The organism is Clostridium sp. YIM B02555 (genome assembly GCF_022320955.1).
In the GTDB taxonomy this organism is placed as follows: Bacteria; Bacillota; Clostridia; order Clostridiales; family Clostridiaceae; genus Clostridium; species Clostridium saccharoperbutylacetonicum.
Genome location: NZ_JAKJJY010000001.1, coordinates 647417 through 671622 on the forward strand (window position 1 = coordinate 647417; position 24206 = coordinate 671622).

The 24206-nt window shown below is 28.3% G+C and carries 25 protein-coding genes; 18 read left to right on the top strand and 7 right to left on the bottom strand.

From position 1 onward, the window contains the following. Positions 1-7: 7 nt before the first annotated feature. The 4 genes from ribE (L3B98_RS02905) (at position 8) to L3B98_RS02920 (ending at position 4060) form a co-directional block, all read left to right on the top strand. Positions 8-661: a riboflavin synthase gene (gene ribE / locus L3B98_RS02905; protein WP_238915526.1), complete on the top strand. Its 654-nt coding sequence runs from the start codon at positions 8-10 to the stop codon at positions 659-661. 50 nt (positions 662-711) lie between these two features. Further along, positions 712-1905, top strand: coding sequence for a bifunctional 3,4-dihydroxy-2-butanone-4-phosphate synthase/GTP cyclohydrolase II (locus tag L3B98_RS02910; protein ID WP_238915527.1), 1194 nt, complete (start codon positions 712-714; stop codon positions 1903-1905). Between the two features lie 28 nt (positions 1906-1933). Next, the gene (gene ribE, locus L3B98_RS02915) at positions 1934-2398 is read left to right on the top strand and encodes a 6,7-dimethyl-8-ribityllumazine synthase (protein ID WP_015391459.1); all 465 of its coding nucleotides are present in this window, start codon (positions 1934-1936) and stop codon (positions 2396-2398) included. 366 nt (positions 2399-2764) lie between these two features. Then, entirely contained in the window at positions 2765-4060 is a 1296-nt protein-coding gene (locus tag L3B98_RS02920; RefSeq protein ID WP_238915528.1) for a C40 family peptidase, read from the top strand. A gap of 77 nt (positions 4061-4137) precedes the next feature. Here L3B98_RS02920 and L3B98_RS02925 read toward each other — a convergent pair whose 3' ends face one another. Beyond that, a complete protein-coding gene (locus L3B98_RS02925; RefSeq protein ID WP_238915529.1) occupies positions 4138-6129 on the bottom strand; it encodes a KUP/HAK/KT family potassium transporter in 1992 nt (663 codons plus the stop codon). 159 nt (positions 6130-6288) lie between these two features. Beyond that, the gene (locus tag L3B98_RS02930) at positions 6289-8310 is read right to left on the bottom strand and encodes a KUP/HAK/KT family potassium transporter (RefSeq protein WP_238915530.1); all 2022 of its coding nucleotides are present in this window, start codon (positions 8308-8310) and stop codon (positions 6289-6291) included. A 390-nt stretch (positions 8311-8700) separates the two neighbouring features. Between L3B98_RS02930 and L3B98_RS02935 the strand changes: the two genes are divergently transcribed. From L3B98_RS02935 to amrS, 3 genes are all read left to right on the top strand, one after another. Beyond that, complete coding sequence (locus tag L3B98_RS02935) at positions 8701-8856, top strand: hypothetical protein (RefSeq protein ID WP_015391463.1); 156 nt, start codon at positions 8701-8703, stop codon at positions 8854-8856. A 67-nt stretch (positions 8857-8923) separates the two neighbouring features. Beyond that, positions 8924-10330: an AmmeMemoRadiSam system protein A gene (gene amrA / locus L3B98_RS02940; protein WP_238915531.1), complete on the top strand. Its 1407-nt coding sequence runs from the start codon at positions 8924-8926 to the stop codon at positions 10328-10330. 70 nt (positions 10331-10400) lie between these two features. Further along, on the top strand, positions 10401-11387 hold the full coding sequence (gene amrS, locus L3B98_RS02945) for an AmmeMemoRadiSam system radical SAM enzyme (RefSeq protein WP_238915532.1): 987 nt from the start codon (positions 10401-10403) through the stop codon (positions 11385-11387). Between the two features lie 84 nt (positions 11388-11471). Here amrS and L3B98_RS02950 read toward each other — a convergent pair whose 3' ends face one another. Together L3B98_RS02950 and L3B98_RS02955 are read right to left on the bottom strand one after the other, a co-directional pair. Next, complete coding sequence (locus tag L3B98_RS02950; protein ID WP_015391466.1) at positions 11472-11636, bottom strand: hypothetical protein; 165 nt, start codon at positions 11634-11636, stop codon at positions 11472-11474. 853 nt (positions 11637-12489) lie between these two features. Further along, positions 12490-12663 (bottom strand): hypothetical protein, encoded by a 174-nt coding sequence (locus tag L3B98_RS02955; RefSeq protein ID WP_015391467.1) that lies wholly within the window; start codon positions 12661-12663, stop codon positions 12490-12492. Between the two features lie 338 nt (positions 12664-13001). Here L3B98_RS02955 and L3B98_RS02960 point away from each other — a divergent pair, with 338 nt between their 5' ends. Then, complete coding sequence (locus tag L3B98_RS02960; RefSeq protein WP_238915533.1) at positions 13002-13211, top strand: hypothetical protein; 210 nt, start codon at positions 13002-13004, stop codon at positions 13209-13211. Between the two features lie 231 nt (positions 13212-13442). On the opposite strand, the gene L3B98_RS02965 is transcribed toward L3B98_RS02960, so the two are convergent. Together L3B98_RS02965 and L3B98_RS02970 are read right to left on the bottom strand one after the other, a co-directional pair. Next, positions 13443-13943: an HD domain-containing protein gene (locus L3B98_RS02965; protein ID WP_238915534.1), complete on the bottom strand. Its 501-nt coding sequence runs from the start codon at positions 13941-13943 to the stop codon at positions 13443-13445. 274 nt (positions 13944-14217) lie between these two features. Further along, a complete protein-coding gene (locus L3B98_RS02970; RefSeq protein WP_238915535.1) occupies positions 14218-15120 on the bottom strand; it encodes a LysR family transcriptional regulator in 903 nt (300 codons plus the stop codon). A 112-nt stretch (positions 15121-15232) separates the two neighbouring features. Here L3B98_RS02970 and L3B98_RS02975 point away from each other — a divergent pair, with 112 nt between their 5' ends. Then, positions 15233-15691 (top strand): HPP family protein, encoded by a 459-nt coding sequence (locus L3B98_RS02975; RefSeq protein WP_238915536.1) that lies wholly within the window; start codon positions 15233-15235, stop codon positions 15689-15691. Between the two features lie 196 nt (positions 15692-15887). On the opposite strand, the gene L3B98_RS02980 is transcribed toward L3B98_RS02975, so the two are convergent. Continuing rightward, complete coding sequence (locus L3B98_RS02980; RefSeq protein ID WP_238915537.1) at positions 15888-16586, bottom strand: hypothetical protein; 699 nt, start codon at positions 16584-16586, stop codon at positions 15888-15890. Between the two features lie 160 nt (positions 16587-16746). Here L3B98_RS02980 and L3B98_RS02985 point away from each other — a divergent pair, with 160 nt between their 5' ends. The 9 genes from L3B98_RS02985 to L3B98_RS03025 all read left to right on the top strand — a co-directional run bounded on the left by L3B98_RS02985 (position 16747) and on the right by L3B98_RS03025 (position 24135). Further along, a complete protein-coding gene (locus L3B98_RS02985) occupies positions 16747-17823 on the top strand; it encodes an FIST N-terminal domain-containing protein (RefSeq protein ID WP_238915538.1) in 1077 nt (358 codons plus the stop codon). A 371-nt stretch (positions 17824-18194) separates the two neighbouring features. After that, complete coding sequence (locus L3B98_RS02990; protein WP_238915539.1) at positions 18195-19022, top strand: alpha/beta hydrolase; 828 nt, start codon at positions 18195-18197, stop codon at positions 19020-19022. Positions 19023-19262: 240 nt separating this feature from the next. After that, positions 19263-19835, top strand: a complete 573-nt coding sequence (locus L3B98_RS02995; RefSeq protein ID WP_238915540.1) for a GNAT family N-acetyltransferase — start codon at positions 19263-19265, stop codon at positions 19833-19835. A 65-nt stretch (positions 19836-19900) separates the two neighbouring features. Next, the gene (locus tag L3B98_RS03000; protein ID WP_015391473.1) at positions 19901-20323 is read left to right on the top strand and encodes a MarR family transcriptional regulator; all 423 of its coding nucleotides are present in this window, start codon (positions 19901-19903) and stop codon (positions 20321-20323) included. Positions 20324-20554: 231 nt separating this feature from the next. Next, entirely contained in the window at positions 20555-20815 is a 261-nt protein-coding gene (locus tag L3B98_RS03005) for a CD3324 family protein (protein ID WP_077361201.1), read from the top strand. A 144-nt stretch (positions 20816-20959) separates the two neighbouring features. Next, positions 20960-21508, top strand: a complete 549-nt coding sequence (locus L3B98_RS03010) for a GNAT family N-acetyltransferase (protein ID WP_238915541.1) — start codon at positions 20960-20962, stop codon at positions 21506-21508. Further along, positions 21483-22070, top strand: a complete 588-nt coding sequence (locus L3B98_RS03015) for a GNAT family N-acetyltransferase (protein ID WP_238915542.1) — start codon at positions 21483-21485, stop codon at positions 22068-22070. The genes L3B98_RS03010 and L3B98_RS03015 overlap by 26 nt, the downstream gene beginning before the upstream one ends. Positions 22071-22121: 51 nt before the next feature. Continuing rightward, positions 22122-23114 carry a serine hydrolase domain-containing protein gene (locus L3B98_RS03020; RefSeq protein WP_238915543.1) on the top strand — a complete coding sequence of 331 codons (993 nt, stop codon included), beginning with the start codon at positions 22122-22124 and terminating at the stop codon, positions 23112-23114. Between the two features lie 136 nt (positions 23115-23250). Next, complete coding sequence (locus L3B98_RS03025) at positions 23251-24135, top strand: site-2 protease family protein (protein WP_238915544.1); 885 nt, start codon at positions 23251-23253, stop codon at positions 24133-24135. The last annotated feature ends 71 nt before the right edge of the window (positions 24136-24206 follow it).

Sequence of the window (24206 nt, forward strand, 5' to 3'; positions counted from 1 at the left end):
GGGTAGGATGTTTACTGGAATAATTGAAGAAATAGGAATTGTACAAGAATTTAATTTTGTAAACGGCTTTGGGATAATACGAGTAGGATGTGCTAATGTATTGGAAGGTACAAAGATAGGCGATAGTATAGCAACTAATGGAGTTTGTTTAACTGTTAAAGAAATAAGTACTAACTCGTTCAAGGCAGAAGTAATGGGGGAAACTTTAGCTAAAAGCAATTTGGGTGTTTTAAAAACAGGGGACAAATTAAATCTTGAAAGAGCTTTAAGATTAAGCGATAGATTAGGCGGCCACATAGTAAGTGGACATATTGATGGAGTTGGAAAAATAATTTCAATAAAGGAAGAAAGTAATGGAACGTGGTTTACTATTTCAGCTCCAAAGGAGGTATTAAAATACATCATATATAAAGGATCTATTGCTATAGATGGAATAAGTTTGACGGTTGCTTATGTGGATGAATTAGTTTTTAAAGTTTCAGTAATACCACATACGTTGGATAATACAATTCTTCCATTTAAAAAAGTGGATTCTAAAGTGAATTTAGAATGTGATTTGGTAGGAAAATATATAGAAAAGCTTTTTACAGGTAATAAATCAAATGAAGAAGTAGAAAGTAGTAATATTACTATGGAATTTTTAAAAAATAGTGGTTTCTGAAAAACGTGTTATAGAGTTATGAAAATGAATTAGTAGTTAGGAGATTAAAAATGAAATTTAATAGTATAGAAGAAGGAATTAAAGATATACAAGAAGGTAAAATGGTTATAATTGTGGATGATGAAGGAAGAGAAAATGAAGGTGATTTAGTAATTCCTGCTGAAGTGGTTACTGGAGAAAATATTAATTTCATGATTAAGTATGCAAGAGGATTAGTATGTGCACCAGTAGATGAAGAAATAGCAGCTAAATTATGCCTAAATCCAATGGTTGAAAAAAATACAGATAATCATGAAACTGCATTTACAGTTGCAGTAGACCATAAAGATACAACTACAGGAATATCAGCCTTCGAAAGAGCTTATACAATTAACAAACTTGTAGATTCAAATGAAAGAGATAGTTTTAGAAGGCCTGGTCATGTATTTCCTTTGATAGCTAAACGTGATGGGGTATTAGAAAGAAGAGGGCATACAGAAGCAGCAGTAGATTTAGCAAAACTTGCGGGATTTAAAGGTGCAGCAGCTATCTGTGAAATAATAAATGATAATGGCACAATGGCTAGAAGAGATGATTTGATTGGATTTGCAAAAGAACATAGTTTAAAGATATTAACTATAGAAGATTTGATTAAATATAGAAAACAGGATAATTTTAGTGTCACCAAGGAAGCAGAAGCTTATTTGCCAACAGAATATGGTGATTTTAAGATATTGGCTTTTAGTGAGAAGAATTCTTCAAAATGCCATCTAGCCTTAATAAAGGGAGACATTACTACTGATGAACCTGTACTAACAAGAGTTCATTCAGAATGTTTAACTGGAGATGCTTTAGGCTCTAGGAAATGTGATTGCGGTGAACAATATGCTGCAGCAATGGAAATGATAGAAAAGGAAGGTCGTGGAATACTTCTTTACATGAGACAAGAAGGAAGAGGAATAGGTCTTTTAAACAAGATAAAGGCATATCATTTGCAAGATACTGGTTTAGATACAGTAGATGCAAATTTGGCTTTAGGATTTAAAGAGGATATGAGAGACTATAAAGTTAGTGCTGATATGCTAAAAATATTAGGAATAAGCAACATTAGATTAATAACAAATAATCCTGCTAAAATTAAAGATCTTGAAAAAAATAATATTAATGTTGTTGAAAGAATTTCAATAGAAATGCCTATAAATAAAAATGATGAGTTTTATATAAGAACAAAAAAGGAAAGAATGAATCATTTAATAAATTTATAATAATATTAAGCAATGGAGGAAAAGTGTAATGAATATTTTTGAAGGAAATTTAGTTTCAGAAGGATTAAAGTTTGGAATAATAGTAGGAAGATTTAATGAGTTTATTGGTGGTAAATTATTAGATGGTGCGTTAGATGGATTAAAAAGACATGGAGCTAATGAAGCTGATATTGATATTGCATGGGTTCCGGGTGCTTTTGAAATTCCATTAGTAGCTAAGAAAATGGCCCAAAATAATAAATATGATGCAGTGATTTGCTTAGGAGCAGTAATAAAAGGTGCAACTTCTCATTATGACTATGTTTGTTCAGAAGTATCAAAAGGAATTGCTAGTGTTTCTCTTGAAAGTGAAAAGCCAGTTATATTTGGGGTACTTACAACGAATACCATTGAACAAGCAATTGAAAGAGCAGGAACTAAAGCTGGGAATAAGGGATATGAATGTGCAGTTTCAGCAATAGAAATGGCTAATTTGCTTCGAGCTATAAAGTAAAAATGTAAATTGAAGTAGCAAGTCAATTATTGGAATTAATCATATTTTAGATTAACTCTAATAATTGACTTGTTATTTCATGTTGAATATTGTGCTAATGTTAATATCAGTGTAATATAATAATATAATGTACATTTATAGGCTATTTTGTAATTTACGCAACAAAAACAATTATGCTATCTTGTTAACTAAAGGAATTTCAACATAATCAAAGAATAAGTTAGAATACTCAATAAGAATCTAGATATAAGCAATGTAATATAAGATCATAATAGATAGGAAGATTGTTGAAGCGTGTTATAAATGATATAATTATGTGGTACAAGGGGAAAATAAAGGGGGAAGGGTTAGTTAAACCGATAAGATATGAAAAATAAAATTTTAGCACTTGTTTTAGCAACAGTAATAATTTCTGGTAACTTAATACCAGTATCAGCAACACCAAGCAATGAACAGCTTGATGCTTCAAGACAAAAATATGCGGATATAGAAAATAAAATAAAAGATATTGAAGCTAAAATTTATGATTTAGATATGAAAATGGAACCATTGCAAGCATCAATTGATAAAAATAAGGCAGAAATAAGAAATATTAATATTGTCACTGAAAATACCAAAAAAGATATTGAACAATGTAAAAAAGATATCAATGATTTAGATTTAGCTTTAGGAAAAAGAGTCAAGATAATGTATTCATCAGGAGATTTAGAGTTTAATTATTTAAATTTCATACTTAATTCAGATTCTACAAGTGAATTTTTTTCAAGGGTACAAGCAGTTGGAACAATTATAGAAAAAGATAAGTCGTACATAGATGGTATTAAGAGTAAAAGGATTGAGTTAAATGATAAGGTGAAATCTTTAGACGATAAAAAAACTGAAATAAATAAGTTAAATAAAGAAGTTCAGGACAATTTAAATCAATTAGCAAGTAATAAAAAAGCAGAGCAAGAATTGGCAGCTGAGGCACAGACTGAAAAGAGTAAGTTTGATGTAGAATATTTATCATTACTGGAAAGAGATGCAGTTAAGACCCAATTTGATGTTATAGATAGTTCGAATAGTTCTTCAGCAGATATTGAAGGAGCCGTTAGTCAGTTAGCTAGTATTAGGGACAATCAGATTAAGAGCCCAATTGTTACCAAAGAAATAAATGATAAGATACAAAAAGGAAAAGCAGCAGCTTCTAAAAAGAAAGACCAAGAAGCAAAAGCAGCTGCAGAAAGTCAAAGGCAAGCACAGGCTCAGGTAAGTTCAACTAGTACAAAGTCTAGTAGTAGTAGTAATAAGAAGTCAAATTCTTCAGTAGCAGCACCAGCAGCTGGAAATGCTCAAGCAATTTTAAATGAAGCCTATAAACATTTAGGAAAGAGTTACGTATGGGGAGCAACAGGTCCGAGTAATTTTGATTGTTCAGGATTCACAGAGTATGTTTATGAACATGCAGCGGGAATAGATATATCAAGAACAACATATACTCAAATAAATGTTGGACAACCTGTTAGTCAAGACCAACTTAAACCAGGAGATTTAGTATTTCCACATGCAGGTCATGTTGGTATCTATGTTGGAAATGGCCAAATGATTCATGCGCCACAAACTGGAGATGTAGTTAAGGTAGGACCAGTATATAGTTTTTATGCTGGAAGAAGAATTCTTTAATATAGAAAATAAAATGATTATTAGAATAGCTGTCCAAATTTTGTGGACAGCTATTTTTAAATTAAATAAATTGTTAATTATTTTGGAACTCTTTTCAAAACCGCATGATTATGATGTCCTAAAAATAAAGGAACCGTTTCAATATCAACATCGCTATGTTCTAAACCAAACCACCTTTCTGGGGAAACTGTATATCTCTTTATGAATAGTTTCAATTTAAGTATAAGTTCTTCCCAGTAGTTTAAGTCAGATTCATAGGAAAGCTGTTCTAAAATTAGTAGAAAGCGAAAATCACTAACTTTTCTATCAGGCATTATAGAGTAATTTCTGGATTGGAGATCTATTTCACCACTTTCAACTAAATCAGTTGATATTTGACGCATAAAGACATTTAATTTTTGTTCTACTCTAAAACCTAGTCTAATTTGTACTTTTACAATATAAGAAGTTCCAAAGGTATCAACAGAATACTCGGCCACATAAGGTTCGTCAGTAACGACAATATTTACAAACCAGTAAACTTCAGCTTTTTTTGGTCTTTTATCTAAGATAGAATACATTATCTTTCTCTCAATTTGCTTAGGTTTACTGCTGCTAGTTAAACATACAAGATTTGTTGTATATTTAGGACGGTCTTTATCTTGACGTAATTGATCTAAGATATCTTTATAATCATCAATAGGAACATGCTCAATCAAACGCATTTTTATATAATATCCTTTTATCCAAATATACATAATAGATAAAATTGAAAAAGCAATTAAAGCAGCAATAAATCCACCATGCATAAATTTAACAATATTTGCAAGGAAGAATGAAATTTCTAAAGCACCGAAGAATAAGAGAATACTAATAGTAATAATTAGGTTAGTTTTTTTCTTTAATAAATAATTAAAGAGAAGAATAGTTGTCATTAGCATTGTTACTGTAATTGCAAGGCCATAAGCAGCTTCCATATGCGCAGAATTTTTAAAGTAAAGGACTATTCCAATACAAACAATCCACAAAACTTTATTTACTGAAGGTAAATATAATTGTCCTTTAGAACTAGATGGATACATTGTATGCAGTCTAGGAAATAAATTTAACTTTATAGCTTCAGAAACAAGTGTAAAAGATCCAGAAATTAAGGCTTGTGAAGCTATTATTGCAGCAAGGGTTGAAATTATTATACTGAAGACTAAGAAACTAGCAGGAACCATTTGGTAAAATGGATTTAATTCTGATAATCCTAAAAATTTAGCATTATTTTTTGCTGATAATATCCAAGCACCTTGTCCAAAATAATTTAGCAGCAAGCATATTTTAACGAATGGCCAAGAACCATAAATGTTTCGTCTACCAACATGACCCAGGTCGGAGTAAAGTGCTTCAGCACCAGTTGAAGATAAAAATATACTGCCAAGAATAAAAAATCCTAATTTATTTTCACTGCTAAAAAGAGTATTAATTGCATAGTATGGTGATAGTGCACGTAGTAATGTCCAATTATGAGAAAGACTTATGATGCCAAATATGGCTAAAGAAGAAAACCAAATGAGCATAATTGGACCAAACATTTTGCCAATTAAATCAGTTCCTAAATGTTGAATAAAAAAGAGTAGGCTTATAATAGCTATTACAATAATTATAATACTATGTTCATAATGACCAAAAAGTTCTTTAAAGCTTGGAATAAGATCTAAACCTTCAACAGCTGAGGTTACAGTTACAGCTGGAGTTAGCATCCCATCTGCTAGTAATGCAGAACCACCAATCATTGCAGGAATTATAAGCCACTTTGCACGATTGCGGACTAGTGTAAATAGAGAAAAAATTCCACCTTCACCGTTATTATCGGCTTTTAAAGTGATAATAACATATTTTATTGTTGTTAAAATAGTTATAGTCCAAAAAACCATAGACAAGACGCCGAGAATAAAATTTTCAGATACGTTTTGTAGGCCGCCATTGCCTTCTAAGATAGATTTCATAACATATAAAGGAGAAGTTCCAATATCTCCATAAACAACTCCTAAGGTTACAACAATTCCAGCTAAAGTAAGTTTGTTAATGTTATTTTGTTTCATAATCAATCTTCCTTTTATAGTATAATTTACTGCCAAAATAATTCTTATGATAACACTATTTAGAAAAATAAGTCAAATTATTTTGAAAAGGTAAAAATTACATAACTATATAAAATAATAGGAATATATGATTTATTGAAGATAATAAATATAGATTAGCTATTTTGAAATTCTTTTCAATTTAATATTGTTATTTCCACCAATAAATAGTGGAACATTTTCAACATCAACATCACTGTGTTCAAGTCCAAACCATTTTTCAGGGGAAACAGTATAACGCTTTATAAACAGCTTAGCTTTAAGTATAAATTCTTCCCAAAAATTTAATCGTGATTCATATGACAATTGTTCTAAAATTAAAAGAAAGCGGAAATCACCAATTTTTCTATCGGGCATTGTAGTATAAGTTCTAGATTGAATTTGTATTTCTCCACTTTCAACTAATTCAGTTGAAATTTGACGTAAGAAAACATTCAATTTTTGTTCGACTCTGAAACCAAGTTTTATTTGAACTTTTACGATATAGGAAGTGCCAAAAGTATCTGCTGAATATTCTGCTAAATAGGGTTCATCAGTAACAACAATATTAACAAACCAATAAACATCAGCTTTTTTAGGTCTCTTATCTAAAATAGAATACATAAGTTTTCTTTCTATTTTTTTGGGTTTACTGCTATTAGTTAAGCAAACAAGATTTGTTGTGTATTTAGGACGATCAGGATCTTGACGTAAAAGATTTAACTGCCCTTTATAATTTTCAATTGGGACATTTTCTATTAATCTCATTTTAATATAATAGCTCTTTATCCAAACATACATAACAAATAAAATTGCAGAAGCAATTAAAGCAGCAATAAATCCGCCATGCATAAATTTTACTATGTTTGCAATAAAGAAGGAAAACTCTAGTACACCAAAGAATATAAGAATAGATATTGAAATAAAAAATGGTGTTTTTCGTTTTAATAAATAATTAAACAAAAGGATAGTTGTCATTAACATAGTGACTGTAATTGAAAGACCATAAGCTGCTTCCATTCGTGCAGAATTTTTAAAATAGAGAACTATTCCAACACAAACAATCCATAAAAGAGTATTTACTGAAGGCATATAAAGTTGACCTTTTGAACTTGAAGGATACATAGTATGTAATCTAGGAAATAAATTTAACTTAATAGCTTCAGATACAAGTGTAAAAGAACCAGATATTAATGCTTGAGAAGCAATAATAGCAGCAAGGGTAGAAATTATTATGCCAAATAGTAAAAATTTATATGGAATTAGTTGAAAAAATGGATTTAAGGCCTCTGAATTGAGAAATGACGGATTTTTCTTTGCGGATAATATCCACGCCCCTTGCCCAAAGTAATTTAATAATAAACATATTTTAACGAAGGGCCAGGAGCCATAAATATTATTTTTCCCAACATGACCAAGATCTGAATAAAGCGCTTCAGCACCAGTAGTTGATAAAAATACACTTCCAAGAATAAAGAAGCCGAGTTTGTTTTCATTACTAAAAAGAGTTCTTACTCCATAGTAAGGAGAAAGTGCTCGCAATAATGTCCAATCATGAGAGATTCCTATTAGTCCGAAGATAGCAAGGCAAGAAAACCAAAGGAACATTATAGGTCCAAACATTTTTCCAATCAAATCAGTCCCAAAATGTTGGATAAAAAATAGAAGGCTTATAATAGCTATTACAATTATAATAATGCTATCTTGATTAGCACCTAAGCTCTCCTTAAAACTAGGAATTAAATCTAAGCCTTCAACTGCTGAAGTTACTGTTACAGCAGGAGTTAACATTCCATCAGCAAGTAAAGCAGAACCACCAACCATAGCTGGAACAATAAGCCATTTTGCACGATGACGTACTAAGGTGAATAGAGAAAAGATTCCACCTTCACCGTTATTATCTGCATTTAAGGTTATAAGAACATATTTTATTGTTGTTAAAATGGTGATAGTCCAAAAAATAAGAGATAATGCACCAAGTATAAAAGTTTCAGATACATTTTCTAAGCCACCATTACCCTCAAGGATAGATTTCATAACATAAAGTGGTGAGGTTCCAATATCACCATAAACTACTCCCAAAGCCACAATTATTCCACTGAGAGTGAGATTTGTAATATCATGATTTTTAGTAATATTTTTATGAGTTGAAAGTGTTTTCATAATCAGCCTTCCTTTTTAGTATATTTTTGTAAATGTATTTATATTAGTGCTTTTGAAGCAGAAAAATATGCACAATTATTATTTATAAACTATTCACAATTATTATTAGTTTAGTCACATTGATTAGTAGACTAGTTTAGTATTTCCACTTAGAAGTTTTAATATGTTTGAAAAATCAAATTGACTAAAAAGGAACTTATAAAATTCTGTATTTTTGTAATACTATATATATTGCAATTATCAATGTTCAATACCCCACAGGGTACCGTTTTAGGGCATCAATGATAAAGGTTGATTTCCTTTGGAAATCCGTATTTCTTTAACAGTCCTTTTTTGCAATATATATTAATTAACTATAAAAATATTAAATATAAGAAGGAGAAAGTTATTATGAGTAGAAATAATGATGGAGATAAATTTAAAAATATAATGAGCATAGGAAATTTTACGAAGCATGCTGTAGAAAATTTCGAAGAAAATATAGTAGAGCAAAAAAATTATTTAGAAAAAGTTAATGCTAGGGAAAAATCTAAGGATGATAACTAAGATGTTTTTATTATTAAAATATAGGGGGAATATTTTTTATGACTAAGTTTTATGGAGAGGTGATAAAATGGAAAATATATTAGGGTATTATTTAATGCCACATCCACCAATAGTTATTCCAGATATAGGAAAAGGTGAAGATAAGAAAATAGAAAGTACAAGTTTAGCTTGCAATAAGATTGGAAAAGAAATAGCAGATCTAAAGCCTGAGACAATAGTAATTATAACACCCCATGCAACTATGTTTTCTGATGCAATAGCTATATCTGATGAAGAAAGAATTGCTGGGAATTTAAGTAAATTTAGATGTGCTAACATAAAAATGGATATTCAAATTGATAGAAAATTTAATATTGAGCTTGGAACTGCTTGTCATCTAGAAGGAATTCCTTCAGTACTTGTAAGCTCAGAATTGTTGAATAAATATGAAGCGAATTATGAACTAGATCATGGAACGATTGTTCCACTATACTTTGTTAACAAATATTATAATGATTATAAGATAGTGCATATAACTTATTCTATGATTGGTGATATTAATTTGTATAAGTTTGGTATAGAAATAAAGCAAGTAGCAGAAAAGTTAGATAGAAAAATAGTTATAATAGCAAGTGGAGACCTATCACATAAGCTAAAAGAAGAAGGACCATATTCCTATTCACCTTATGGAGAAAAATTTGACCGTGAACTTTTAAGAAACCTTGAAAAAGGAGATGTTAATGCAACGTTCAATATGAATAAAAATATGATAAGTGAAGCAGGGCAGTGTGGATTAAATTCTGTATATATACTTCTAGGAGCAATGGAAGGCAAGGAGATAAAAGGAGAACTTTTATCATATGAAGGAACCTTTGGGGTAGGATATGGAGTAATGAAACTTGAAAGACATGGAAAGGATAAAAATTATTTAGAGGAATTAATAAAACATAAAGAAGAACAATTTAATGCAAAAATAAATAATAGTAATCCATATGTAAAACTTGCTAGAGAAAATTTAAATTACTATTTTTCTCATGGGAAAAGAATAACTGATAATTCTTATTTGCCGGAAGAACTTTTAAAGGAAAGGCATGGAGTATTTGTATCATTAAAAAAGCATGGTCATCTTAGAGGTTGCATAGGAACTATAATGCCTGCCACAGCAAATGTTGGAGAAGAAATTATAAGGAATTCTATTGAGGCAGCTATTCATGATCCGAGATTCCCAGAAGTTTCAGAAGAGGAATTAGCAGATATTGATATATCAGTAGATGTTCTTATGGATGCAGAACCCTGTAAAAAGGAAGAACTAGATCCTAAAAAATATGGAGTTATTGTATCTTCGGGAATGAGAAGAGGATTGTTATTACCAGATCTTGAAGGAGTAGATTCTATAGAAGAACAGCTTCAAATTGCATGTGATAAAGGAAATATAGATTATGATGGGCATTATAATATAGAAAGATTTGAAGTAGTAAGATATAAGGAGGAATAATGATCCTAAAAGTTTTTCTATTAATAATATATAGATTTAATTTTATTTCAATTTGGGAGGTGGTTAATTTATGGATATAGAAGTACCATTCTATGAGGAATATAAAGGGAAGATTAAATGTAAAATATGTCCTCACCAATGTATTATAACTGAAGATAAATTTGGAATATGCAGAGTTAGAACTGTAAAAGCTAATAAGCCTGTTGCTGTAAATTATGGAGAAGTAACTTCAATAGCTGTTGACCCAATAGAAAAAAAGCCATTGTACCATTTTAAACCATCTAGAGATATTTTATCAATTGGAAGTTTTGGTTGTAATATGACTTGCAGCTTTTGTCAAAATTATGAAATATCTCAAGGAAAGCCTGAAACTCAATATTTAAATATAGAAAAACTCACTGATATTATTAAAAATGCAGAAAATAATGCTGGGGTTGCATTTACTTATAATGAACCCTTTATGTGGTACGAATATATGTATGACGCAGCTAAAAGTATTAAAAAAAATAATGAACATACTAGTGTTGTGGTCGTTACAAATGGGTATATAAATGAAGAACCACTTAAAAAGTTACTTCCTTATGTGGATGCTATGAATATAGATTTAAAAGCATATACAAATAGATATTATAATAGTATTTGTGGGGCAAAATTAGAACCGGTTTTAGAAACAATAAAAAGGTGTAATGAGAATTGTCATGTGGAAATAACCACCTTGTTAGTTAGTGATGAAAATGATTCTTTAGAAGAAGCAAGGCAAATAGCAGAATTTATAGCAAGCATTAATGAAAATATTCCGCTTCATTTAAGCAGATATTTTCCAAGGTATAAAATGGAGAATGAAGCTACAAAGATAGAAAATATAATGGAAGCAAAAAGAGTGGCTGAAAAATATTTAAAATATGTATATGTTGGAAATATTGGAGGAGTTGATAATAATACATATTGTCCAATTTGTAGTGAGCTCTTAGTAGAGAGGAATGGATATGTTACAAATGTATTTATTAATGAAAATAGATGCAGAAAATGTGGTGAAGAAATAAATATAGTATTATAGAACTTAGAGGAAATAATGAAATTAATAAAAGGTACTAAATATTTCAAACGAAATTTTTAGTACCTTTTGCTTATGTGAATTTTATTACATAAAAGTTCTTCTTGAAGAAATTAATCTTAACTCTGTAGTATCTATTCTATTAAAATTATCATGAAGTCTAGAATATTTTTCATATTCATATTCTGATTTAGAAAATATAGTGCTAGAGATTACGTTCCAAACTTTTGTTAAATAAGATTTATTATTCATAATGATACCTCCATAATAATTTAGTTAGCTGATGTTTTTAAATATCGTTTGCTATACTTATAATATAAAGGAATTTTATAAAGAATGCATTTCTGGATTATTGACTATTTATCAAAAAATCAACTTAAAATAAGTAGAAAATTATAGAAATTAATTTAGGATTATATATATAATAATAAAAGACTAGAAGAATTTAATAATTGATAAAAATAACACAGAATATAGTGTTTTCAAGGGATTGGAACAGTCATATAATCAAAATCTTAATAAATATTGTTTTTATAGGAAGTAAATTTAATATTCAGTGAGATTATTTGATAAAATTGCTTATAAGATGGGGAAAAATTATGAAATAAATAATAAACTAAAGGATTATATCAGTGTTATTGCCAAATAGATAATATTATTATAATGTTAAATTAATAGAAACATAGAAAACTAAAGGTTTTTTAAAAAGGTTATAGATATCCAAAGCAAGAATTAGACATATACGTAACTTACCAAAATTAAACACATATTTATTACAGCGGACTAATGAAATTTTCGCTGGATGGGTTCTAAGTGGAAGGTTGCACCCATCTCTGCATGTTCCTAAAGTAAATTTATGACAAGCAGAAAGTGGAACAACCTTCCACTAATAACCATCACAGCTTAATTTCATATGCCGCTTGCACAAATATGTATCTGATTTCTAGTGTGGTGTTACGATTATAATTTCTTAATAAAAAATATATATTACATTTGTAAGTTGAATTATTAATTTGGATATCTATATCTAATAAATATTATGAATAGTAAAATTCCCTTGAAATCCTATATAAAATTTCAAGGGAATTATTGTATAGTAAACATATTATAAAAAAGTTCTTCTTGAAGAAATTAATCTTATTTCAGTAGTATCTGTTACATCGTAATTATCATGAAGTTTGTTATCAAAAGCATTTCTATCATGTGAGTATCCTGAATTATTAAAAAGTGAAACAGAAATAGCACTCCATACTTTAGAAAAATAAGATTTATTATTCATAATAATCCCTCCATAATAATTTATTAATAATTGCTTTATAAAAAGCAATTACTATACTTATAATATAATTGAAAATTCTGAAAACTTCATCTTTTTAATATTGCCTATTTTGCAATAAAATATACAAAAATCTAAAAATATTTATGTGATTGATTTATAGATTATTTAAGTAGTAATAAAATATAACAAGAGTTATATAATTCATAAAAATATAACAAAATATAATATTTTATTATATAAATTTTAATAAAGAAACTTCATATACTTAATATTAAAATAATATTATTTTTTAATATACACAAAATATATTTAGAATAATTTTGTGAGGTAATTAGTTTATGAATAATAAAGATTTCATCCAAGAATTAATATCTGAATTAGAAACAGCAATGAAAAACACTAAAAATGTAAGAATGTATAAAAGATATTCTGTTGTGTTAAAACATTTTCAAGGGTTGAGTAATAAAACTATAGTGAAAATAGAATGTTTAGAAGAACATACTATACTGTGGGAAATTACATTAGAGATTACAAAAATAAGGGGATAGACGGTCTTGTTATGAATAAATCATCTGGTTGTCCAAGAAAATTAACACCTGAGCAGGAAAAAGAGCTGGTTGAAATAATGTATTCTTTGAAAGTATATTTAAGGTAAAACTGCTATAGGAAACTTTGTTGAAAATATAGATAAAGTTCCTACACAAATAATAGACAGGCTTTGCGTTAAAATGTAGAAACTTTATTAGAAGATATATATTATCAAATTCTAACCTCTGAAATTAAGTTATTATAAGTATTTTTTTAGCCAACTCAAACCCAGATTTAGTTTTAAAATTTTTATTGATAATTTTTTCTAGCTTATCTTGAATATTTTCTTTATCCAATTTTTTAAGTGCTTCTATTAGATCCGCTTCCCATTGTACTTGAAAATCTATGCCTTCAACTTTATTAGGTGAATGATGATTTCCTATTATATAACAGATTCTTTCTATCTCATCATCGCTTAAATCTTCGCCTATAAGTAATTCTTTTGCTGCCGCCGGACCTTCCTTTTCTTGATAATTACCAAAAGTTAGACCATACTTTTCCTTTGCATTAATCATTCCTATATCATGTAGTATAGCAGTTACTGATACAAGATATCTTTCTCTTCCTTTGATGCATTCTCCATCCATTATAATTTCAGCATTTTCTAAAACCTTTAGTGCATGGTCTATTTCTGATGGAATTGTTGTTTCAAACGCTGATTTCATTTTGTTAATTATAGGTTCTTTATTCATTTATACCTCCATAATAGCCAGATTTATTATATTACAATTTCTAATTATCTAATAGCAATTATAGAATGAAAGTCAACTGCCTTAGATTAAATTATAGTCATTATATCATATTAATATAATTTAGATAACTATTTGCAAACTAAATATAAAGTCATCTTATTTTTTTACATCGTATTATTCAATTTTCAAAGAACATTTTTTATTTAGTTCTTTACAATTTGTCTCATAAGACTTTAATAGGTTCTTTTCTCACTTATATGGTTTTATAGTTTATTTATACTGACTCCAACATCGTATTAATGTTTTCAACAAGGAAATTCTTAAATAGCTTTGCTGATTTACTTAGTTCATAATTTTTTAATTTTACTATCCCTACATCAATTTTTAATACCGGCATATCTGGTAAAATTTTAATTTTTTTATTTTTCGGCTCATTTGTAATATATCTTTTTGGAATTAAAGATATCCCGATGCCACATTCAACCATTCGTTTTATTCCTTCAACACTAAATGAATTCATTCCTCTACTTTCACTATATTTATATTTTCGTAAGTATTTTTTGGCTATTTCACTATATATACATTCTGTTCCAAAACTAATAAATCTAACATTCTTTTTATTAAACTTATTTTTTTCAAAATCTTCAACAAATCTATCTTGCCCTATAAATACCAATTCTTCCGTATATAAAAATTCAAAATCTAACATATTATTTTCCGGATTTGTTGGAAATATCGCAAAATCTATTTCTCTCTTAAAAAGACTTTGTGTCATATCTTTAATGAAACCAGACATAAGCAAAAAGGTTATATCCCTATATTCCATATTAAACTTATGTATAACATTTGGAATAGTCGTTGATAGAAAACTTTCTAATGCTGCAATTTTAACTACTCCATTTATACTATCTAAATAATCAATAGACTCTCTTAAATCTTTTTCTAAATCGATAAACCTATACGCATATTCCAATACTTCCTTCCCTGCAATGGTTAATACTACTCCTTTTTTCTCTCTCTCAAATAATTTTTTTCCGATACTATTTTCTAGATTTATTACTTGTGAAGATACTGTTGATTGAACATATCCTAATCTAATGCTAGCTTTATTTATACTTCCTTCTTCACATACGGCTATAAAAGTATTTAATAATCTACAATCTATATGTTGATTCATATTTTCCTCCTATTATCTCATATTCAGATAATATATATCTATATTATTTGATTTTAAATTATATAAATGTATGCTAACATAGTCTTACTTAAATGTAAAGGAGACGATAATTATGAATACTAATCTACTAAAAAAAGCATTAACAGCCGGCTTAGGTGGCTTGTTAGCAATTTTTATCATTTCACTACTTGGTTTTATTTTAAAAAACCCCATTTTAATAGCTCCTTTTGGTGCTAGTTGTGTCATATTATTTGGATTGCCTGAAAGTCCACTTGCAAAACCTAAAAATTTAATTTTAGGACATTTCATAAGTTCACTCGTAGGACTAATAATGCTTAATTTATTTGGTAATTCTTATATAGTAATTTCTATCGCCGTTGGACTTGCCATTTTTATGATGATTTTTACCGGTACTACTCATCCACCTGCTGGAGCTGATCCTATTTTTGTAATAACTGCGTCAATAAGTTGGAAATTTTTATTTACTAATATTCTTATTGGTACCATACTCCTATTTATTATTTCCTTTGTTTATCATAATATAATATGTAAAACTCATGTGAATAATTAAAAATCCTAGATATTTAAATCATTAAAATAAATATTATACGAGTAGCTTAAATATTTGAGCATTACATACAGTTAATTTATTGTTATTATTCTAATTTGTTATAAAGTAATTGGTCGCTACTAAAGACGTTGTAACAAATTCTATTCTAACTGTATAATATTTATTATAAACAATATATATAAATAAATCTTTGGATTTAATTAAGAGTGAATGGGTTGAATTTAATTGCACCACTATATTGATAAGGATAATACTGCTTTAAGTGAGATAGAAAGCCTATCCATTGGATGGTTAAAGCTTTATATACTCTAATTAGGTCTCCTTCCATATGAACACGGTCCTCTTCAGTTAAATATTCTTTATGCTTAACAAATATAATTTCATCACGTAAATGCATCAAAGCCATCAGTAAATCTGCAAAGGTTTCATGCTCTAAGACGCTTTCGTTACTTATAAGACTAGATATAATATTCTTACTTTCTAAGATGAGTTTTTTGAGTTCTGAATAATTAATATTATCAAAATTAAGATTATGTTCATAATTTCTAAGTTTAATATCAGAAGTTTTTAAGTCAGAAAAGTCTAAGTTTAATGAGTAGATTTTGCTATCTGCAGCAACTATTAATTTTAATAAGCCAAAGCCAATTTCACTGAAAAATAATCCTACTAACATATTTAATTTGCTTAGACGTTCACGCTTTGCTTGTCTTTCTACAAGTTTGTCGAATACAAGTGTTACAGCAAGAGTATTTATAGGAATAAAACATAGACTCATTAGAGAATAATAAATAGTATTTTCTAATTGACCAAATACTAGATAATGAAGGAAAAACATCATAAAAGATAATAATACCAAAATGAATGAGATAAGAAGATAATGTTTAATATTTTTCATAGTGACTCCTTTTAAAATACAATTAATATAATAAATTATGATAGCATGTTAAATTAATTAGAACAAATACTTTTTATAGTAAAAGTTTACACTAAAAGTTTGTAGTGCTATTATTATTGTATGAGGTAAATGAATATGGTATTTATAAGGGGGTCAGGATATGTATTTAAGCACATTAAATGATTTAAAGTACTATGTTGATGAGTTGTCCATAGAGGGTAATGAACGGTTAATGATTTTTGTGGGGGATGGATGTGAGAAAGAAGTTAATGAAATGATTAATTTCTTGAATTCGAAGAATATTTTATTTTTTGGTGGGATTTATTCACGCTTACTAGTTGGTGATAGAAGTTTATCAAAAGGATATATTGTCCAAAAAGTTGAACCTATTTATTGTTCTATGATTTTACCCAATTTAATGAGATTTGTTGAGAACTTAGATGAGGATGAAGAATATGTTGCTATTGTAATTGCAGATGGTCTTTCAAGTAGTTACAAAGCATTAACTGATACATTATATAGTAAATTAGGAAATAGCATTAAATATATTGGTGGAGGAGCTGGATTTTATAATTTAAACCATAAACCATGTATTTTTGATAATGATGGAGTAACAAAAGATTCCTTATATGTATGTGTGGTGAAAGCGAAAGCACAGATAGCAGTTGAACATGGATGGCGCATAATTAAGGGACCGTTCAGAGTAACAGCTTCAAATTCAAACGTTCTTTTAGAATTAGATGGATTTAATGCGTTCGAAAAATATAAAGAAATTTTAGAAGATGAAACAGGATTAACAATATATAAGTCTGATTTCTTTACTTATGCTAAGGAATATCCATTTGGGATAATGAATGGTATAAGCATGGATGTAATAGTTAGGGATCCTATAACTGTTAATGATGATTTAAATATAGTATGTGTTGCAGATATACCTATGGATAGTAATTTGTGTATTCTTAGTGGTAATGTTAAAACTCTATTAGAAGCATCATTAATTATAGCTGAAAAATGCAGTAAAGAGGCACCTAAAAAATATAGACCTATATTATTTGATTGCATTTCAAGAGCAATGTTTTTAGAAGAAAATTTTTTGATTGAATTGGCAAATATTCAAAACAGAATGAATTGCACTGTAGAAGGTGTATTATCTATTGGTGAGGTATCATCAAAAGTGGATGGCAGTATAGTAATACATAATAAATCTACAGTATTAGGGCTACTAGAAAGAAATTAAGTTTTATTAGAAAAGTGAGTAATGATAAAATTATTGTTATAGAAGTCAGCTTTATACTTATGAAATGTATTAGGCTGGATTTTGAAATAAATTTGCTAATTAAAAAAGTGAAAAATAATAAAAAAGAATTATTTGACAATAGTTTGATATAAAACTATAATTTAAGTTGTAGATAATAATAAGTAAATATAATTTTTAGATAAAGAATTGTATTTAAGTAATGCTACATATTGTCGAAGTGCACAAAGACAATTAATAAAATAAGGATTTTAAAATTCTTTAACAAATTAAGTATTATTATAAACTGATAGTTTGACATAAAACTATTTTGTAATCAATAATTAATACTATATATGAGAAGAGGTTGTAAAATGGAAAGAGTAAAAATATATAGAAATACTGTTAAGTTAAGCAATATAGAAATGTTTTATTTAGATACTAAAATTGAAGCTCCAGTTATAGTTTGCCTTCATGGAATGTATGGAAGAGGAGAAACCTGGGATGGATTTATTAATCATTATGGAAAGGAATATAGAATTATAGCTCCAGATCAGAGAGGTCATGGCTTAAGCAGCAAACCTGAATCTGGATATACTTCTGAAGAAATGGCTACAGATATAATTGAATTGCTGGATTATTTAAAGATAGATTCAGTAATTGTAGTTGGTCATTCTATGGGAGGCTGCATGGCAGCTCATTTAGCAGCATTGTACCCTAAATATTTGAAAGCTGTAGCAATACTTGATAAATCTGCTGAAGAAACAAATAAACTATCATTAGATGAAGAGCTTAGAGATCCTTTGACAAAAGATTGGCCTATGCCATTTATGACTTTAAATGAAGCAAAGCTCTTTATTAAGCAAGTTTCAGAGTCAGATTTGGAATATGAATATTTTATGAAAAGTTTAGTGGAAACTCAAGAAGGGTATGAAATGAAATTTAGTCCTAAGGCAATAGCTTTAATCCATGCACATAAAAATCACTGGTTTAATATATTGCCAGAGATAAAGTGTCTAACAATGTTGGTTAGATCTAGTAGTCATGAAGGAGTATCTGATGAAGCATTTAGAAAAATGCAATCTATACTTTCGAATTGCATTGCTTTTGAAATGTCACATCCAGATCATAATGTCCATTTGGCGAACAAGGAAGAATTTTATGGATATTTTGATAAATTCCTAATAAATATAAATTGGTAAATATTTGTTGATTGTGATATACTTGAAAATATTGAAGGGAGTGATTGCCAATGATTAATATAATAGAATTAACATGTATAACCACTCCTAGTATGTTATTTATTAGTAATAGAAATATATTATTTGCAATAAATAGATAAGTTACTATTACTAATACATTGATTTACCTTGGAGTAGGTTGTGAACTATTTCAGGGTATTTTTATGCCCAAATTTTTATTTTATGGAGGCATAGTGAAAAATGAATTATAAATTAAGTAGTGAGAATGAAGTTGAAGAATTGAAAAAGTTAATTAACTACAAATTAGAAACAAAGAGATTGAGTTTAGTTCCATTAGAACCAAGATTGCTTCAATTGGCAATAGAGGATTATGGGAAAATGCAAAGAGATTTAGGGTTGAGGGTTACTAATATTTTTCTTGATGAGGAATTGGAATATGCTATGAAAGTACGATTGAGGAAAGTATTAGAGGATGTGGAGAATTTCTTATGGACTACAAACTGGGCTATAATAAATAAAGATTTGAATGAAATAATTGGTTTTATAATGATTAAAGGATATCCTAATGAAGCAGGAGAAGTAATTATTGGTTATGGCATTGATGAAAAGTATAGGAAAAATGGATATGCTACAGAAGCAGTTGAAAGATTAATTAAATGGATTTTTGAAAACCAAAAAGTAAAATATATAATTGCAGACACAGAAAAAAACAATATACCTTCACATAAGGTATTGGAAAAAGCAGGTGCCAATAAATACAAAGAAACTGATGAATTATTATGGTGGAAGATCAAACGTAAAAGTATAATATGAAGTATATTGAAAGTGATTTATATAATAGTCTTGACAATTGTTTTATAGAAAATTAGTATAAAAGCATGAGTACGAGAGATATAATTTCATTAATTGCAGTAGTTAGAGAAAAAGCTAATAGGTTTATTGTACAAGAAATGAGTACGAAGGAAATGGAAGGACTAGCTCCTTCTCATGGAGATATATTAAGTGCTCTTTTTGAGTATTCAAGCCTTACAATGAAAGATCTTGCCAAAAAAATTAATAAGGACAAATCTACAGTAACTGCATTAGTAAATAAACTATTAAATTTAGGTTATATTGAAAGAACACGAGATATAGCAGATAGTAGAATTGTTTATATTACATTAACAGAAAAAGGTGAGAACTTAAAAGGAGATTTTAAAGAAATATCAGATAAATTGATAGAAAGGGTGTATAAGGATATTTCAAAGAGTGAACAGGAGGTATTAATTAATATTCTAACAAAAATATATAATAATTTTTAATTGTGGCTGGAAAAAGCAAAGTAATTTAAATTAGTATATTGTAATATAATTAATGATATTGAAAGGTGAAGATTGAATGTTAATAAGAATTATATTAAGAAATAGTATAGATACGGATTTATCCCATGCAGAGTAAGGTGTAGTAATACTATTTCTGTATGGGACAATAGATTTACTATCTGCTGAGCTCTGCACTTTGTTTATAAAATAATAAACAGGGAGTGGAAGTTTATGAAATACTTAAATGCAGCAGAAGTATTACCAAAAGATTTGCTAATCGAAATTCAAAAGCATATAAAAGGTGAAGTCTTATATATACCAAGTGATAATGATCGTATAAGATGGGGAGAAAAAAATGGTTCTAGGAATTATTTTGAAAATAGAAATAAGGAAATTAAGCAGCTATATAAAAATGGATGTAGTCTAGAGGAAATCTCCTGCAAATATAGATTGGCATATGATACGGTACGTAAAATTTTATATAAAAAATAACTAAAATGGCCTTGAGTATTTCAAGGTCTTTTTTATATGTATAAAATTATTATAAATAAAATTGGTATAGATGATGAAGTGATGTAAATGTATAATAATACTAATATTTGTATTATAAATACATAAGAAGGGGGAACAGGTATAATGAGAAGTCTAGAAAGTGATCGATTAATATTAAGAAATTGGAGAATTTCTGATTTAGAGGATTATCATGAAATTTCATCCAATAAAAAAGTTTCTGATTTAGCTGGATTTAGACTTAAAACTAATAAAGTAGAAAGTTTAAATACATTGGAAAAATTTATTGCTGTGTCAGATGATTCAAAATGGGAAATGAAATTAAAGGAATTAAATCAATTAGTTTTTTGGGCTATTGAATTAAAAGAAATAAGTAGAGCTATTGGCTGGTTCGAACTATGTGAAGCTACATGGAAAGTAGAAGAGGAAAAGTTTAAATATGCAAAAGAGATAGGTTTTGTTTTAGGAGAAGAGTATTGGGGACAAGGGTTAATGCCGGAAGCAATTAAATTAGTTCTTAACTATCTATTTGAAGAAGGAATTCAAGTTGTTATGTGTTCACATTTTATAAATAATAGCCAATCAGAAAAAGTAATTAAGAAATGTGGATTTAAATTTTATCGAGAAGATGATGAGGAGAAATATTATTATGTCAGTGTTAGTGATAGATTATGAAAATATTATTAGAAAAACTGATAGGCTTATAATAAGACCAATGAGAAAAGATGATTTTATAATTGTTAAGGAAAGTTTAAATGAGCAAGGGCCACAAAAAAATAAATACGATGAGGAAGAGATAGAGTTTGCAAATAATTATACAGAAGAGGTGTTTGAAAAGCATTTAAAGGCTTCTAGAAAATATTCAACTAACGATAATGCGTATATTTTTAAAGTATTTAAAAAGTCAGATGGAAAATACATTGGAGGAATAATAATAAAGGCTATCCTGAGAAAAAATTTTCAGTGGTCAGAAATTGGGTATTGGCTTTTAAATCAATATTGGGGAAATGCTTATGGAAGTGAGATGATAAAAGCAGGAATTGATATAGCTTTTAAAGAACTTGGATTTCATAGAGTGGAAGCGCAAATAAATTTAGATAATCTTGCTTCACAAAGAATAGCTGAAAATGCAGGAATGAAACTTGAATGTATTAGAAAAGGATTTATTTATGAATTTGGTGAATGGACAGATAATATGGTATACATAGCTAATAATATTGAAGACACTAAGCAATAGCGATTACTGTTCAATAAAGAATTATAAAAATAAGAAAAAGGGGAAATAAGAGTGAGTATAGAGACGTTAATAGATAAGGATTTTTCTGGAGTAGTATTTGTGAAGGAAGCAGAACATACAATTTTTGAAAAAGCTTTTGGATATGCTGATTTATATAATTCTATACCAAATGAAATTGGAACAAAATTTGCTGCGGCTTCAGGTGGAAAAGCATTTTTAGCTACTGGAATTTTGAAATTAATAGAAGAAGGAAGGTTGTCTTTTGATGATTGTATTGGTGACATTTTGTATATGGACTTGCAGTCAATAGATCCTCAAATTACAATTCACCAATTATTAAACCATACTTCTGGAATTCCAGATTATTTCGATGAGACTGTTATGGAAGAGTATGAGGAATTATGGAAGGACTACCCTAACTATAAAATTAGAACATCATCAGATATTGTACCGTTATTTATAAATAAACCTATGATGTATCCTAAAGGCAAAAAATTTCAATATAATAATACAGGATATGTGGTTTTGGGACTTATTATTGAGAAAATCTTAGTATGTCATTTTGATAAATATTTAGAAGACGCTATATTTAAACCATGCAATATGCTGAATACTGGGTATTACGAACTTGATAGACTTCCAGCAAAATGTGCAAATTCATATATTTATGATAAGGAGAAAAAAGAATTTTATACTAATATTTATAGTGTAGATGTTAAGGGGACAGGTGCTGGAGGAGTATTTACGACAGCTCTAGATATAGAGGCTTTTTGGAAAAATTTATTGAATGGAAAAATAATATCTAAAAAGATGGTATCTAAAATGATAGAACCTCAAGTAAAAGAACAGTGTTATGGTTATGGAATTTGGTTAAAAAAGGGAGAAAGCAATACTTTTATTCCATATTTTCAAGGAAGTGATCCAGGAGTTAGCTTTTATTCCTCCTTTGATATAGAAAAGAATATGTGCATTGTATTAATGAGCAATTTTGCTGATAATGTATGGAAAATAAATAGGGAAATAATTAAAGAATTAGACAAATGAAGAAATGTTTTTGAATTAAGCTTCTATTAATTGTTTTAATTATATTTTAAGATTAGACTAATTTGAAATGTGCTATAATTGTAATAAGATTAAATTATTTACATAAATATATTTTTTGAAGAGAGAGAAGTTGAGTATGGAGAATAACAATAACATAAATGAAAAAAAGGATGAAAGTTTAGATATAAAATATATTGAAAATCCAGATGTTTCTAAATCTTTAGTCGATAATGTGAAGAAAAAGAAAGGAATTCTTGGAGTATTAGCAGTTATTGGTGCGGTGTTAGTAAAATTTAAATTTGTTGTATTTTTTATATTAGCAAAACTTAAGTTTTTGCTAATAGCACTTAAGTTTGGAAAATTTGCATCGACTTTAATATCTATGCTTTTTATGATTGTTATATATGCTCAGATGTATGGCTGGGCTTATGGGTTAGGTTTTGTATTACTTATACTTGCCCATGAAATGGGGCATTATTTTGTAGCAAGGAACTTAAATATGGATGTTTCAGGACCAGTTTTTATTCCATTCTTTGGAGCATTTATAAGCATGAAAGATCAACCTACTGATGCAGTGGCAGAAGCAAAGACAGCAGCTGGAGGCCCTATTTTAGGAAGCTTAGCAGCTTTGATGTGCGTAGGAATTTACATGATTTCAGGTAACAATTTATTTCTTGCACTTGCTTATACTGGTTTTATGATTAATTTATTTAATTTAATTCCTGTTCATCCATTAGATGGAGGCCGTATTGTTATAGCTATTTCACCTAAAATATGGCTTATAGGTATACCAATGTTGCTATATATATCCTTTAAATTTTTTAATCCAATGATAATATTATTCTTAATTTTGGGATGTGTTCAAGCATATAAGCAATGGAAAAAGCCTGATGCTGATTATTACAATACAAGTATGAGTACTAAAATTATTTTTTCTATAATATATTTTGGATTAATGGCGCTTTTAGGGATTGGTATATTTTATATTCATAACTTTCATTTTCTTTATACATATAGATAAAAAAGATTTATTCGTTACAATTTCTTATTGACAAATTTATTTGGATGTTATAATATTAAGAAAATATAATT

What these genes read in the sequence shown, in the direction of transcription:
- L3B98_RS02975 (WP_238915536.1), top strand. Translation starts at nt 15,233, where the DNA reads ATGAATACTAATCTACTAAAAAAAGCATTAACAGCCGGCTTAGGTGGC.
- L3B98_RS02920 (WP_238915528.1), top strand. Translation starts at nt 2,765, where the DNA reads ATGAAAAATAAAATTTTAGCACTTGTTTTAGCAACAGTAATAATTTCT.
- L3B98_RS02950 (WP_015391466.1), bottom strand. Translation starts at nt 11,636, where the DNA reads ATGAATAATAAATCTTATTTAACAAAAGTTTGGAACGTAATCTCTAGC.
- L3B98_RS03025 (WP_238915544.1), top strand. Translation starts at nt 23,251, where the DNA reads ATGGAGAATAACAATAACATAAATGAAAAAAAGGATGAAAGTTTAGAT.
- L3B98_RS02910 (WP_238915527.1), top strand. Translation starts at nt 712, where the DNA reads ATGAAATTTAATAGTATAGAAGAAGGAATTAAAGATATACAAGAAGGT.
- L3B98_RS02960 (WP_238915533.1), top strand. Translation starts at nt 13,002, where the DNA reads ATGAATAATAAAGATTTCATCCAAGAATTAATATCTGAATTAGAAACA.
- ribE (WP_015391459.1), top strand. Translation starts at nt 1,934, where the DNA reads ATGAATATTTTTGAAGGAAATTTAGTTTCAGAAGGATTAAAGTTTGGA.
- L3B98_RS02995 (WP_238915540.1), top strand. Translation starts at nt 19,263, where the DNA reads ATGAATTATAAATTAAGTAGTGAGAATGAAGTTGAAGAATTGAAAAAG.
- L3B98_RS03010 (WP_238915541.1), top strand. Translation starts at nt 20,960, where the DNA reads ATGAGAAGTCTAGAAAGTGATCGATTAATATTAAGAAATTGGAGAATT.
- L3B98_RS03005 (WP_077361201.1), top strand. Translation starts at nt 20,555, where the DNA reads ATGAAATACTTAAATGCAGCAGAAGTATTACCAAAAGATTTGCTAATC.
- L3B98_RS02955 (WP_015391467.1), bottom strand. Translation starts at nt 12,663, where the DNA reads ATGAATAATAAATCTTATTTTTCTAAAGTATGGAGTGCTATTTCTGTT.
- L3B98_RS02970 (WP_238915535.1), bottom strand. Translation starts at nt 15,120, where the DNA reads ATGAATCAACATATAGATTGTAGATTATTAAATACTTTTATAGCCGTA.
- amrA (WP_238915531.1), top strand. Translation starts at nt 8,924, where the DNA reads ATGGAAAATATATTAGGGTATTATTTAATGCCACATCCACCAATAGTT.
- L3B98_RS02965 (WP_238915534.1), bottom strand. Translation starts at nt 13,943, where the DNA reads ATGAATAAAGAACCTATAATTAACAAAATGAAATCAGCGTTTGAAACA.
- L3B98_RS02930 (WP_238915530.1), bottom strand. Translation starts at nt 8,310, where the DNA reads ATGAAAACACTTTCAACTCATAAAAATATTACTAAAAATCATGATATT.
- L3B98_RS02980 (WP_238915537.1), bottom strand. Translation starts at nt 16,586, where the DNA reads ATGAAAAATATTAAACATTATCTTCTTATCTCATTCATTTTGGTATTA.
- L3B98_RS02990 (WP_238915539.1), top strand. Translation starts at nt 18,195, where the DNA reads ATGGAAAGAGTAAAAATATATAGAAATACTGTTAAGTTAAGCAATATA.
- ribE (WP_238915526.1), top strand. Translation starts at nt 8, where the DNA reads ATGTTTACTGGAATAATTGAAGAAATAGGAATTGTACAAGAATTTAAT.
- L3B98_RS02985 (WP_238915538.1), top strand. Translation starts at nt 16,747, where the DNA reads ATGTATTTAAGCACATTAAATGATTTAAAGTACTATGTTGATGAGTTG.
- L3B98_RS03000 (WP_015391473.1), top strand. Translation starts at nt 19,901, where the DNA reads ATGAGTACGAGAGATATAATTTCATTAATTGCAGTAGTTAGAGAAAAA.
- amrS (WP_238915532.1), top strand. Translation starts at nt 10,401, where the DNA reads ATGGATATAGAAGTACCATTCTATGAGGAATATAAAGGGAAGATTAAA.
- L3B98_RS02935 (WP_015391463.1), top strand. Translation starts at nt 8,701, where the DNA reads ATGAGTAGAAATAATGATGGAGATAAATTTAAAAATATAATGAGCATA.
- L3B98_RS03015 (WP_238915542.1), top strand. Translation starts at nt 21,483, where the DNA reads ATGTCAGTGTTAGTGATAGATTATGAAAATATTATTAGAAAAACTGAT.
- L3B98_RS02925 (WP_238915529.1), bottom strand. Translation starts at nt 6,129, where the DNA reads ATGAAACAAAATAACATTAACAAACTTACTTTAGCTGGAATTGTTGTA.